Here is a 12903-nt window from a genome sequence, read left to right as displayed (position 1 = left end):
TTATAAACCCTCCTAAAATCATGTCAGTTAAAATAGCCCCTTCGATACTCGCATCGGATTTCGCCAATCTTCAGAAAGAAATAGAAATGCTCAATGCTTCTGAAGCAGATTATATCCATGTAGATATCATGGATGGTGTTTTTGTTCCGAATATTTCATTTGGTATTCCTGTTACAGAAGCAGTCAATAAGCATGCGAAAAAGCCTTTGGATGTTCACCTGATGATCGTCAATCCTGATCAGTACTTAGAAGCTTTCAAAAATGCTGGGGCAGCAATCATATCAGTACATTATGAAGCTTGCGATCATTTGCATAGGACTTTGCAAGGGATCAAGCAGCTAGGTTGTAAAGCTGGGGTAGCAATCAATCCACATACATCTGTAGAATTACTGAAAGATGTTATCAATGATATTGACTTAGTCTGCATCATGTCAGTTAACCCTGGATTTGGTGGACAGAAATTTATTGAAAACACTTACAAAAAGGTCAAAAAACTCAAAGAAATTATCATCGAAGCTGGAGCGCATACTGAGATTGAAATAGATGGTGGTGTAAATGAAAAAAATGCACCATTACTACGGGCAGCAGGAGCAGACGTCTTGGTAGCTGGAAGCTTTGTTTTTTCTTCCGCAGATCCGATTGAGACCATAAAGGAATTAAAAAAGATTCAGTAAGCTAGTTTTTGCAAAACTCCTTCAATCCATAATATTTGCCTTTTAACAATTTTTAAGGCACGGAAATTGGACATTTCTTTGTAATAACGGTCTGAAAACATTTTATTAGAGGTTCGTTTTTGAATAGAAAAGTTTAATTAAATCAATTATCATGATGAAAAGAGTATTTGTATTAGCCTTCTTAATGTTAGGTTTAATGAGCGTTCAAGTGAATGCTCAGGAGGAGTCAGAAGAAGTGACTGAAGAGGAAATGATGAAATTCGCTGCGATGGAAGCAAATTTCTTAGGTTTCATGGCTGGCAAACAAACTGAGGTAGAAGAGATGATCAAGACGAATGAAATCATCGGAGAAGGAGGCGCAAGATACAATGAGATTAAGGCTGCATGGGGAAATGAAGAGAAGTTAGCTGAAATTGAAATTACCGAAGAAGAAAAAGCGGAATATCAAAGAATCCAAGATTTTATCGCATCACTTGGAGATGTAGCTAGAGCGTATAAAACCGACTTAATTATGGATGCTGAAGTTTTGGGCGCAGCTACTTACAACAAAGTAAATAAAGCGATGAAAGAAAATCCTGAAATTAAAGCGAAAGTAGATAGTCTTATCGCAGAAATGAAAGAAAAGAATGCAGAGGAAGATGGTGATACGGTGACTGATACTTTATAACCACTTCAAACATATTTTATAAAAAAGGTCTTCATTTTGAGGACCTTTTTCTTTTTATTAGAAGTATTATTTTAATTTCGGTTTCGTTATTTAAACTATGAGACAAAGTCGATTTATATTCTGTATTATTTTATTGTTCACGAGTGTAGGAGAAATTTCTGCTCAAGAAGACATTTTCGGGATCGATACCAAAGCGAGGAGAGGCCGCATGAGTGAAAATAACATAGGAAATTTTTTCCGTCAAGCAATCAGTAATTTTAGTTTTGAACTTTCGGCTGGTGGGAATTACCTTTTAAATGACCTTAGTTTTCTTTCAAACTCACCAAGCGAATACCCGATTTCTCAATACAGAAACTTAGATAATCCAAGGGAGCTAAATTCCAATGATACGATAAGCTTTAAAGGAAATGGCTTTGGAGTTCCAGTTAATTTAGGAGTCAGACTGAATCTCTTCAATCTCTTAATAGTAGGAGGAGGGTACGGAAGGGAAATGGGAAGCATGAACGCTCTGAATGGATCAGATTATCAGTTTGAATTTGATAATAGTGCTTATACTTTTGACAAACTTTATGGAACTGTAGGTCTGGTTTTATATGACGCAAACAGAAGAAGGAGTTTCTTGAAATGGAGATACAGAAAATTTGCAACACAGAATGTCTACATGCAATCAGAAAAAACTCAAAGAATGAGACAAAATTATCCTTGGAGATTTATCTTGGAAGGAGAATATGGAAACCTTTTTGTGAGGAAATCACCTTCTCCAAATTTTGTAGTCAATAATTCACCGTATTATGGTTTAGCTTTTAGGGTTGAGCGTGAGTTTTCTGAGTATGCTAGATTTTTTGTCAAATCAGGAGTTGAATTGAGAGAATTCACTTATCAAACACAAAATATTGAAGAATTTCAAAATATAAAGCAAACCCTTCTAGGAGCTCAAGTCGGACTTTCGATAAGTATTCCAGGTACAAAAAGATGTAAAGTTGATGGTTGTGGTGTGGTTATGAAGCACTTACACAATGGTGTTGAATATAGAGGAAGTTCTATTTTTAATTTACAAAACAGAAGAGTAGGTCAATGGTATTAAAACTAATTCAAATTCACTGTTTTTGAGTGTAAAATCATATTTCAAAACCGTTTTCTTTTTATTATCTTGCAAGCTTATTGAGAATAGATAAATATGGCTCAAGGAGAAAGAGAGAATATCATACCGATTAATATTGAAGACGAAATGCGAGGAGCTTACATCGATTATTCGATGTCGGTTATTGTTTCCAGAGCACTTCCAGATGTCCGTGACGGACTCAAGCCTGTTCATAGAAGAATACTCTTCGGAATGCAAGAATTGGGCGTACTACACAACAAATCCTTTAAAAAATCAGCTAGAATCGTGGGTGAGGTACTTGGTAAGTATCACCCTCATGGTGATTCAGCTGTATATGAAACAATGGTTCGTATGGCTCAGCCATGGTCCTTGAGATATCCCTTGGTGGATGGTCAGGGTAACTTTGGTTCCGTGGATGGAGATAATCCAGCTGCGATGCGTTATACTGAAGCTAGACTTAAAAGAATTGCTGAGGAATTGTTGATTGATATCAACAAGGAGACTGTTGATTTCCAATTGAACTTTGATGATTCCCTGAAGGAGCCTGTCGTACTACCTGCAAAAATCCCTGCTCTATTGTTGAATGGAGCGTCTGGAATTGCTGTGGGTATGGCTACAAACATGGCGCCGCACAATTTAGGCGAGATTGTGGATGGCATTACCGCTTACATTGACAATAGAGACATTACCATTGCAGAATTGATGGAGCATATCATTGCACCTGATTTCCCAACTGGTGGGACTATCTATGGTTACAATGGTGTAAAGGCAGCTTTTGAAACTGGTAGAGGAAGGATCATTGTTCGAGGTAAAGCAAATATTGAAACCAAAGACAATGGAAGAGAGATGATCATCATCACTGAGATTCCATATTTGGTCAATAAAGCCAATATGATTGAGAAAACTGCTCAATTAATAACAGAGAAGAAAATTGATGGTATTTCTGCTATAAGAGATGAATCTGATAGACAGGGAATGCGTATTGTTTATGAATTAAAGAGAGATGCCATTTCTAATGTGGTATTGAATAATCTTTATAAGCAAACACAATTAATGACTTCATTCTCAGTAAATAATGTTGCTCTTGTAAAAGGTAGGCCTTATACATTGAATTTGAAAGATATGATTGTTCATTACGTCAATCACCGCCATGAAGTGGTAGTAAGACGTACTGAATATGAATTAAGAGAAGCAGAAAAAAGAGCTCATATTTTATTGGGTTATTTGATTGCACTTGACAATATTGATGAAGTGATTGCTTTGATTAGAGGTTCTAGAGATCCTGAAACAGCTAGAAATGGCTTGATGGAGCGTTTCGAACTTAGCGAAATTCAAGCAAGAGCGATCTTGGACATGAGACTACAGCGGCTTACAGGCATGGAGCGTGACAAGATCCAAGAAGAATATGATCAAATCATGACTTTGATTGAAGAATTGAAAGAAATTCTTGCTAACGAAGATAAAAGAATGCAAATCATCAAAGATGAACTTGCTGAGATGAAGCAAAGGTACGCTGATGATAGAAGAACTGAAATAGAGCATAACGCAGAGGATTTCAGCTACGAGGATATGATTCCTAATGAAGAAGTTGTAATTACAGTTTCACATGAAGGGTATATCAAAAGGACTGCATTAACAGAATATAGAACGCAAAGTAGAGGAGGAGTAGGCTCAAGAGGTGCTACAACAAAAAGTGATGATTGGACTGAATATCTTTTCACAGCTTCTACGCATAATTATTTGTTGATATTTACGGATTTAGGTAAATTATTCTGGTTGAAAACCTATGCTATTCCAGAAGGTTCCAAAGCTTCTAAGGGAAGGCCAATTCAGAATTTGATTAATATTACCTCTGAAGATAGTATTAGATCAATCATACAAGTGGAAGATTTAGGAAACGAAGATTATATCAATAATAATTTCCTGGTGATGGTTACCAAAAAAGGGATCATCAAGAAAACTACACTTGAACAGTATTCAAGACCACGTACAAATGGTATTATAGCCTTGAATATCAGAGATGAAGATCAGTTGATGCAAGTAGAAATGACCAATGGTGACTCGCATATCATCATTGCGGCTCAATCAGGTCGTGCAATTCACTTCCATGAATCTACGGTGAGACCGATGGGTCGTACAGCCACTGGTGTAAAGGCAATTAAGTTAAGTAATGTTAACGACACAGTAATTGGCATGGTATGTGCCTCTAGAGAAGATGCAAGTCTATTGGTAGTTTCAGAAAAAGGGTATGGAAAAAGATCTCCACTTGATGAATATAGAATTACCAATCGAGGAGGCAAAGGTGTCAAAGCCATGAATGTAACTGAGAAAACTGGTTATTTGGTGGCTATCAAAGAAGTGGTTGACACCGATGATTTGATGATTATCAATAAGTCAGGAATTACGATCCGAACTCCAGTTTCAAATCTCCGCGTGATGGGAAGAGCCACACAAGGAGTAAGATTAATTAAACTTGGAGAGAATGATGAGATTTCCTCAGTTGAGAAGATCAAAAGAGAAGAAGAATCTGAAGAAGATATAGATATTACCCAAAACCCTCAGGGAGAAAACCCTGATTCAGAAAACAATATAACCGAAGATCCAACAAAATAGAAAAAAGAACAAAATGAAAAAGTTAATCTTATCATTAGCCTTAGTAGGTTTTGTCACCGTAAGTTTCGCACAGAAAAAAGTGGTGAAATCTGCTGAAAAAAACTTTAAAAAAGGAGAATTAACAACAGCACTTACAGAAATTGAAAGTGCTCTACAAGATCCAGAGACGAAGGATGATCCTGAAGTTCATTTGTTAAAGGGCCAAATTCAAACAAAAATGTTTGATTCTGCTGCAGGAAATGAAATGTCTACGGTTGAATTAGGGAAAGATACTTATGCTGTATTTACAAAAACCATGGAAATGGTAAATAATGACAAAGACAGCAAAGTAGGTAAGGATGTTTACAAAGAAGACTTTGTGGGGATGCCAGAAAATTTAAGACCTTATGGTTTAGAAACATTAAAAAATTCGGTCTTCCAAAAAGCAGTAGATACTTACGAGGAAGATAATCTTGATATGGCTTACGAGTATTTTGCTTTAGCAAGTGATATCAGTCCAACGGATTCTACGATGAACTTCAACGCTGGCTATCTTGCATTTCAATTAGATAAAACAGATGAAGCTAAAGTTTATTTGAATCGTTTGTTAGAAATTGAAGAATATGATAAGTTGAATGCCTATTATTTCTTAATTCAAATCGCTAGTGGTGCGGACAAAGATCCTGAGGAAGCTTACAGATTAGTAACTGAGGCCAGAAAAATTGACCCAACTGATAAAACTCTTGCAGAATTTGAAATTCAATTGTTATTACAACTAGATAAATTGGACGAAGCAATGAAATCAGTTGTTTCAGCATTAGAGAATGATCCAGAGAACACAGGTCTATTGCTAAGACACGGATATTTACTTGAGCAGTCAGGTGATATGGATGGTGCTTTGGTTCAATATGAAAAATCTGTTGCAGTAGATCCTGACTTCTTTGAAGGGAATAACTACGCTGGAGCGATTTACATTGAAAAAGCGAGAGTAATATTGAATGAAGTAGGTGGTTTATCGGATGCTGAATGGGAGAAAAGAGCAGACGCCATGAATAAGGAAGCTGAAGGTTTATATAGAAAAGCTGTTCCTTTCTTTACAAGAGCAGCAGATATAAAACCTGAATCTACTGACATTTTGGAAATCTTGTTCCAAATCCATACAAGATTAGAAAATGAAGCTGAAGCTGAAAAATACAACCAAAAATTGATTGCAATTCTTGGAGAAAACTGGATGGAAGGTTAATATTTTCCAACACATAATAAAGAAAGCTACCTTTTAGGTGGCTTTTTTTATGCTTTTTTGTTGATATTAACCTTTTATAAATTATGTTGACATCAATGAAAACCCTTTGGTAAAAAAACGTTTTTAAATGACTGTAACATACCATAGATTTTGACTTTCAAATTATAAATCCAAATGTTGAAACCAACCAGTTTGATAATAGCCTTAATAGGTTTTTTAATTTCGCCCACATTTGCTCAAAACCCTTCTTCAAAGCTCTATCATGATTTGTTGAAACTAAAAGAAACTAAGCGTATTCTTTTCGTAGCGGCTCATCCTGATGATGAAAATACAAGATTGATTTCTTATTTGGCAAATGGTGAGCATGCTCAAGTAGCATATCTTTCTCTGACACGAGGTGATGGAGGACAAAATTTAATAGGAAAGGAATTAGGAATTGAGCTTGGGATGATTCGTACGCACGAACTGCTTCAAGCGAGAAAAACTGATGGTGGTAGACAATTTTTCACGAGAGCATTGGATTTTGGATTTAGTAAAAATCCTAATGAAACACTCAATAACTGGGAAAAAGATAAGCTGCTCTCTGATGTGGTGTGGATTATAAGAAATTTTCAGCCTGACATCATCATTAATAGATTCAATACAACTCCTGGAACAACTCACGGCCATCATACCACCTCGGCAATTTTATCATCCGAAGCATTTGCGATTTCAGGAGATACCCAAGCTTTTCCTGAACAATTAAAGTTGACAGATACTTGGCAAGCAAAGAGACTTTTTTGGAATGCATACAATTGGGGAGGTCAATACGAACCAGATTCCGAAAAGCGATTTCATGTTTTTCCTGTTGGCGATTACAATCCTCTGCTAGGAACTACCTACTCTCAAATTGCAGCAGATAGTAGGACAATGCATAAGTCGCAGGGATTTGGCTCGACTTCTCAAATTGGTGCAGGAAACGATTTTATTGAGCAATTGAATGGAGAAAGTTTTAAAAATAATCCATTTGAAGGAATACCAAATAGATGGGAAAAAATAGAGAATGGGGTAAAAATTGAAGTTGCAATTCAAAATGCACTCTCGTCCTTTGATTTTATTAAACCGAAAAATAATGTGAAGCATCTTTTGGCTATCAAAAAGCTGATGGATGCTTCGAAAAATGAAGAAAAGTGGTTTTTAGAAAAAAAATCTGTAATCAATCAGCTTATTCTTTCAAGTCTTGGCGTAAAAACTGAATTCATCATCAAAAAAGAAATTGGCTATCCCGGAGAAGAGATTGAAACCGAACTTTTATTCAACAATCCTTCAAATTTTCCAATCAATGTGAAATCAGCAAAAAATAGCATTTTTGATGTTCAGATCAATAAAGTAGCAATCGAAAATAAGCCACTCAATCAAGCTATTAAAATTTCTATTCCAACTAATTATCCTGTTTCTCAACCATTTTGGTTAGAGAATACATTGGATAATAGTCTTTTTGACGTTGACGATATTCAGCAAATCGGTCAGCCAATCAATCAGGCATCCATTTTTTCTGATGTGACTTTGGAAATAGATGGACAAGCTATTTATCTTAATCTTCCTCTGATGTACAAGTACAACGATCAGGTAGATGGAGAAATCAAGCAACCCTTTACGCTTGTTCCAGAAATCAATTTAAATCTTGATAAACAACATGTTTTCCTTGTCGAAGGCGCGAATCCTGAGTTAAATATTGAAGTTACTTTTAAAAATAATTTTATTGAAGGTGAGCTTAATTTGGATGGACTTGATAAAAATCAATATCAAGTTTTGTCAGTTGAAAGAGATGATAGAAGAAAGAGAGTGATCTATAAAGTGAAAATTTTAGATTCTAATCAGGAAAAAAGGTCAATTGTTGCTTCGTTTAAAACCAAAGACAACAGAGTTTTTAATCAAGACACGAAAAGAATTTTATATAAGCATATACCAAATCTAACTTACTTCACTTCAACGTCTTTTGATTTGATCAAGATGAATATCAAAGTCAGCGGCCAAAAAATAGGCTATATCAATGGTGCTGGCGATGATGTGCCAGATATTTTGAAAAATCTAGGTTATCAAGTTTCTTACTTGGAAAATGGTGATATAAGAAAAGATAATTTCAAAGAATTCAAGACAATAGTTATAGGTATTAGAGCTTTCAATACCAACCAAGCCTTGGCTTCGAATGTGGATCAATTGATGGAATATGTCAAAGAGGGTGGAAATGTGATTGTGCAATACAATACTTCTTCACCATTGTTGACAAGAGAAATGGGTCCTTATCCATTTTCACTATCAAGAGACAGAGTAACGGTAGAAGGATCTCCAGTTGAAGCTGATTTTGCTCACTCAATTTTGAGTTATCCAAATCAAATTGATGCATCAGATTTTGAAGGTTGGGTGCAAGAAAGAGGGTTGTATTTTACTTCAAACTGGGATTCAAATTATTCTACACCATTTACCATGCAAGATCCAGGAGAAAAGGCAAGCCAAGGCTCTTTGTTGTTCACCAAATATGGGGAAGGAACTTACACATATTCTGGAATTTCCTGGTTCAGACAACTTCCTGCAGGTGTTCCAGGAGCAATTAAAATCTTTGTCAATTTGATAGAGCAATCAAGTGGAAAATAACACGAAGTGGAATAATTGGTATGTTGCTTTGATCATTACATTATTTGTCTTGATCGGTCTGTTTTATTGGCTAACCCAAGCTTTTTCATGAGTACTTTAGACTGGATCGTATTATTCGGAACACTGCTAATCATAGTAGGCTATGGAGTCTATAAGACCTATGGACCAAAGAGCATGGATACTTATCTTAGAGGAGATAGTGACATGAATTGGTGGACGATTGGCTTGTCTATTATGGCCACACAAGCATCAGCGATAACATTCCTTAGTACTCCAGGACAAGCTTATGAAGATGGGATGAGGTTTATCCAGTTCTATTTTGGATTGCCAGTAGCAATGATCATTTTATCGGTAACGTTTATTCCGATTTATTATAAGCTTAAAGTATACACAGCTTATGAGTTTTTGGAAAATAGATTTGATCTAAAGACGAGAACCCTTGCCGCCTTGCTTTTCCTAACGCAGAGAGGTTTAGCAGCAGGAATAACCATTTATGCCCCTTCTATTATACTTTCTACACTTTTAGGTTGGAACCTTACTTGGACAAATATATTTATAGGTGTTCTTGTTATTGCTTACACAGTTTCTGGTGGAACGAAGGCTGTCTCTATTACCCAAAAGCAACAGATGATGGTGATGATGGGAGGAATGATTCTTGCAGGAATTTTGGTCATAGAAATGCTTCCTATCAAATTCACAGAAGCGCTACATGTAGCTGGAAAAATGGAGCGCTTGAATATTGTCAATTTTGACTTTAATTGGTCGGATAGATATAATTTTTGGTCAGGTATGACCGCTGCTTTATTTCTGTTTCTCTCTTATTTTGGTACTGATCAATCTCAGGTGCAGCGATATTTGACTGGAAGAACCCTCGCAGAAAGTAGGATGGGCTTGATAATGAATGGTTTGCTCAAGGTACCGATGCAATTCATCATCTTATTTATAGGTGTGATGGTCTTTGTTTTTTATCAGTTTTTCCAGCCACCCGTAGTATTCAACAAAGTCCAAACAGAAAAACTGGAAGTTTCAGAATACAAGGAGGATTTTACTTTGTTGGAGAATGAGTTTTCGAAAACCTTTGAAGAAAAGTCTGGAAGTATAACCAACCTACTAGAGGCTGTAAGGCAAGAAGATGAAGCTGGAATAGAAAAGGCTAAAGCTGATATGCAAGCTTCTTATGCCAAGCAAGAGCAAATCAGAAATGATGTTAAAGCATTGATTATAAAAAATGATGCTGGTGCAGAAACTCGCGATACAGATTATATCTTCATGCGCTTTGTCATGGATTACTTACCAAAAGGGATTATCGGGCTGCTATTTGCCGTAATATTCTCAGCTGCAATGTCATCCACAGCATCAGAATTAAACGCTTTGGGGTCGACATCAACAATCGATATTTATAAAAGGTCTTTGAATAAAAAAGGATCAGATCGTCATTATATGCTTTCTTCTAAATGGCTAACAGCATTTTGGGGGATTTTCGCTATTCTTTTCGCGACTTATGCGACTTTATTTGAAAATCTGATTCAAGCAGTAAACCTTCTTGGCTCTTTATTTTATGGAACAATTTTAGGGATTTTCCTTGTCGGATTTTACATGAAATGGATCAAGGGCAATGCTGTTTTCATCGCAGCTTTGATGGCTGAGATTGTCATTCTGCTCATTCATTGGCGCAATGGAGAATCTTTACTCGGTGTCAACATAGATATTGGATACCTTTGGTACAATGCAATAGGCTGTCTTCTGCTAATGCTATTTGCAGCTATTATTCAACTGGTGAGACCAAAGTAGATTAGCTTACTTTAGTGAAATGTGAATTTGAGGTAAAAAGTTGAAATCTTTTAATAAAAAAATACTTATAAATGTCTTTCAATTTTCACTGGGTTTTGACGGGTGTCAAACACATCAATTATTTCAATTTGATGTTTTTTGTAATTTATCCAATAAATAATTTTATAGTTTTTATATACTAAATATCTAAACTCTTCTTTCCTAGATTTTAATAGTTCTTCAATTTGACCTACTTGAGGTTGATATTTTAAAATCAAAGTTTCATTAATAATTCCATTTACCAATTTCTTTGCGATTCGGACACCAACTTTATCCTTGTAAAAAGTAAAAATTTTTTCAATCTCTCTTTGAGAAAAACTTGTCCAAAAAATTTTTAGCTCCATTTTTCAATTTTAGATTTAAATTCTTTTGATTCAATTAAACGACCATTTTTTGAGTCTTCCATAGATTGATCAATTCGAGAATTAAATTCATCAATTTCAAAAGGTTTAAACTTCTCTTGGCTTGATCTGAGGTTTTCTTTTACTAGTATTTTTTCAAGTCGTGAAATCACATCTTCACTTTGAATTTTCAGAAATTCTCTGATTAGTTCTAGTTTTCTTGTTTGTAAATCCATTGTTATAACCTTTTTCCAAAGATACTAAATTATCGGTTTAGTGAATAGATTCCTAATTAAGCGTTTAGAAATCTCTTTTTGATGAAATTATTTAGGATACTCTTGGTCTATGACTCCATAGACCAAGAGAAATCGACTTAAAATTGAAACTCAGTCGATTTAATCCATTATCTCGTAATTGGCTGCGGAAATATGGCCATACTTTCATGTCCACCTTCGCCAACGGCTTGAACTGCAAAGAAATAATTATCTTTAGAATATGGGATGGTTAGTGTCATGTCTTCAGTGTAAAATTTCTTTTGCCACATTGAATCGCTTGTTTCACGCATCAAAACATAATATCCTTTCGCTTTTCCGGTTTTTGGAGCTTCCCATCTTAAAGTTGAAGTGTTGCTCAATCTTCTCACGTCAATACCGACCATCTGAGGTTCAGATGGTGCTGTTGCCAAATAAGCGAGAGAAGCTAGGTTAATACCTGTTACTTTTCTCATGTATTCAAAATCCATGAATTCGGGTAAATCACCATACTGAATTCCATCTTCAACGCGTACATTTTCATGTTGCGCATAGTAGTTTTCATTCATTTCACAAACTCTGATGGCGGTGAATCCTTCCCTTGCGAATGGAGTATGATCCCCACCTCTCAAAAATCTATCATTTCTATAGATCAATTTCACTTCCAATTGATCCATATATCTTTCACCGATTTCTTTAATGAATCTAGCGAGTTGTCTGGATTTGCTATCATTTTCTCCATTGGTATATCTTCTAATCGCAGCCATTTGATCTGTCTCTGCCATTGGGACACCTTCGGAGAAAATTCTAACTCTTGTATTGTCACTGATATCTGTTTGTGAAGAACGGCTGTTTCCAATCATATCATTGTTGAGCGTGGCTACGAGGTTCCAGTTTTCTGCTTTTGCCTTTTTTGCTAAGTATTCAGCACCTTTTAAGCCTTGTTCTTCTCCACTGACAATGACAAACTTGATTGTCGCAGGAAATGCCTTTTTAGACATGATTCGTGTCAATTCGATGATCGCAGCAACTCCAGAACCATCATCATTAGCTCCAGGCGCATCTATTTCAGCATCCATCACGCTTAAAGCTCTGCTATCAATGTGCGCCATGATGATAAATATTCTGTCATCATTAGGATCAGTACCTTTTAGAGTAGCGATAACATTTCCCAATCTGCTGTCAGTTGGAATTCTTCTGTTATCAGCGGGAATAGTGAAAAAATCTATCTCAGAACTCAATCTTCCACCTGATTCATTTTCGAATGATTTGAAATGGTTGAGTGCATATTTTTGTGAGGCTAGAATACCAGTGTTCTCAGCTTGTTTACTGAGTGTATGTCTCGTTTTGAAACCGGCTAGGTCTCTCACATATTGCTCAAGATTTTGAGCTGAGATCTCTGAAACCATTTTAGCAATTTCAGCATCTCTTTGAACGATTTGTGTTTGTGCCTGTAAACTTGATACTGCGAAAAACACGAATATTAGGAATAATTTTCTCATTTTGATATTTGGTGATTTTGAAAGCATTAAATTTACCAAAGTACTTATCACAACCAAACACATTTTA

Annotated in this window: 10 protein-coding genes; 7 read left to right on the top strand and 3 right to left on the bottom strand. The window is 35.8% G+C overall.

Annotation, left to right across the window (positions count from 1 at the left end; all coding sequences use genetic code 11):
* Positions 1 to 20: 20 nt before the first annotated feature.
* The 7 genes from rpe to IEV57_RS03425 all read left to right on the top strand — a co-directional run bounded on the left by rpe (position 21) and on the right by IEV57_RS03425 (position 10703).
* Positions 21 to 674 carry a ribulose-phosphate 3-epimerase gene (gene rpe / locus IEV57_RS03455; RefSeq protein ID WP_188439705.1) on the top strand — a complete coding sequence of 218 codons (654 nt, stop codon included), beginning with the start codon at positions 21 to 23 and terminating at the stop codon, positions 672 to 674.
* Between the two features lie 154 nt (positions 675 to 828).
* Positions 829 to 1341, top strand: coding sequence for a hypothetical protein (locus tag IEV57_RS03450; RefSeq protein WP_188440195.1), 513 nt, complete (start codon positions 829 to 831; stop codon positions 1339 to 1341).
* Between the two features lie 97 nt (positions 1342 to 1438).
* On the top strand, positions 1439 to 2425 hold the full coding sequence (locus IEV57_RS03445; protein ID WP_188439703.1) for a hypothetical protein: 987 nt from the start codon (positions 1439 to 1441) through the stop codon (positions 2423 to 2425).
* 93 nt (positions 2426 to 2518) lie between these two features.
* On the top strand, positions 2519 to 5056 hold the full coding sequence (gene gyrA / locus IEV57_RS03440; RefSeq protein WP_188439701.1) for a DNA gyrase subunit A: 2538 nt from the start codon (positions 2519 to 2521) through the stop codon (positions 5054 to 5056).
* A 13-nt stretch (positions 5057 to 5069) separates the two neighbouring features.
* Positions 5070 to 6278: a tetratricopeptide repeat protein gene (locus IEV57_RS03435; RefSeq protein WP_188439699.1), complete on the top strand. Its 1209-nt coding sequence runs from the start codon at positions 5070 to 5072 to the stop codon at positions 6276 to 6278.
* A gap of 174 nt (positions 6279 to 6452) precedes the next feature.
* Positions 6453 to 8912: a PIG-L family deacetylase gene (locus IEV57_RS03430; protein ID WP_188439696.1), complete on the top strand. Its 2460-nt coding sequence runs from the start codon at positions 6453 to 6455 to the stop codon at positions 8910 to 8912.
* An 87-nt stretch (positions 8913 to 8999) separates the two neighbouring features.
* On the top strand, positions 9000 to 10703 hold the full coding sequence (locus tag IEV57_RS03425) for a sodium:solute symporter family protein (protein WP_188439694.1): 1704 nt from the start codon (positions 9000 to 9002) through the stop codon (positions 10701 to 10703).
* Positions 10704 to 10768: 65 nt separating this feature from the next.
* On the opposite strand, the gene IEV57_RS03420 is transcribed toward IEV57_RS03425, so the two are convergent.
* The 3 genes from IEV57_RS03420 to IEV57_RS03410 form a co-directional block, all read right to left on the bottom strand.
* Positions 10769 to 11086 carry a type II toxin-antitoxin system RelE/ParE family toxin gene (locus IEV57_RS03420; RefSeq protein WP_188439692.1) on the bottom strand — a complete coding sequence of 106 codons (318 nt, stop codon included), beginning with the start codon at positions 11084 to 11086 and terminating at the stop codon, positions 10769 to 10771.
* The gene (locus IEV57_RS03415) at positions 11077 to 11319 is read right to left on the bottom strand and encodes a hypothetical protein (protein ID WP_188439690.1); all 243 of its coding nucleotides are present in this window, start codon (positions 11317 to 11319) and stop codon (positions 11077 to 11079) included. The genes IEV57_RS03420 and IEV57_RS03415 overlap by 10 nt, the downstream gene beginning before the upstream one ends.
* Positions 11320 to 11486: 167 nt before the next feature.
* A complete protein-coding gene (locus IEV57_RS03410) occupies positions 11487 to 12836 on the bottom strand; it encodes a M28 family metallopeptidase (RefSeq protein WP_188439688.1) in 1350 nt (449 codons plus the stop codon).
* Positions 12837 to 12903 lie beyond the last annotated feature (67 nt).

The organism is Belliella aquatica, assembly GCF_014637795.1.
Taxonomy (GTDB): domain Bacteria; phylum Bacteroidota; class Bacteroidia; order Cytophagales; family Cyclobacteriaceae; genus Belliella; species Belliella aquatica.
This window is presented reverse-complemented; position numbering and strand designations above follow the sequence as displayed.

Excerpts from the sequence above, each read along its gene's own strand:
- IEV57_RS03410 (WP_188439688.1), bottom strand. The coding sequence starts at position 12,836 with ATGAGAAAATTATTCCTAATATTCGTGTTTTTCGCAGTATCAAGTTTA.
- IEV57_RS03415 (WP_188439690.1), bottom strand. The coding sequence starts at position 11,319 with ATGGATTTACAAACAAGAAAACTAGAACTAATCAGAGAATTTCTGAAA.
- gyrA (WP_188439701.1), top strand. The coding sequence starts at position 2,519 with ATGGCTCAAGGAGAAAGAGAGAATATCATACCGATTAATATTGAAGAC.
- IEV57_RS03430 (WP_188439696.1), top strand. The coding sequence starts at position 6,453 with ATGTTGAAACCAACCAGTTTGATAATAGCCTTAATAGGTTTTTTAATT.
- IEV57_RS03420 (WP_188439692.1), bottom strand. The coding sequence starts at position 11,086 with ATGGAGCTAAAAATTTTTTGGACAAGTTTTTCTCAAAGAGAGATTGAA.
- IEV57_RS03425 (WP_188439694.1), top strand. The coding sequence starts at position 9,000 with ATGAGTACTTTAGACTGGATCGTATTATTCGGAACACTGCTAATCATA.
- IEV57_RS03450 (WP_188440195.1), top strand. The coding sequence starts at position 829 with ATGAAAAGAGTATTTGTATTAGCCTTCTTAATGTTAGGTTTAATGAGC.
- rpe (WP_188439705.1), top strand. The coding sequence starts at position 21 with ATGTCAGTTAAAATAGCCCCTTCGATACTCGCATCGGATTTCGCCAAT.
- IEV57_RS03445 (WP_188439703.1), top strand. The coding sequence starts at position 1,439 with ATGAGACAAAGTCGATTTATATTCTGTATTATTTTATTGTTCACGAGT.
- IEV57_RS03435 (WP_188439699.1), top strand. The coding sequence starts at position 5,070 with ATGAAAAAGTTAATCTTATCATTAGCCTTAGTAGGTTTTGTCACCGTA.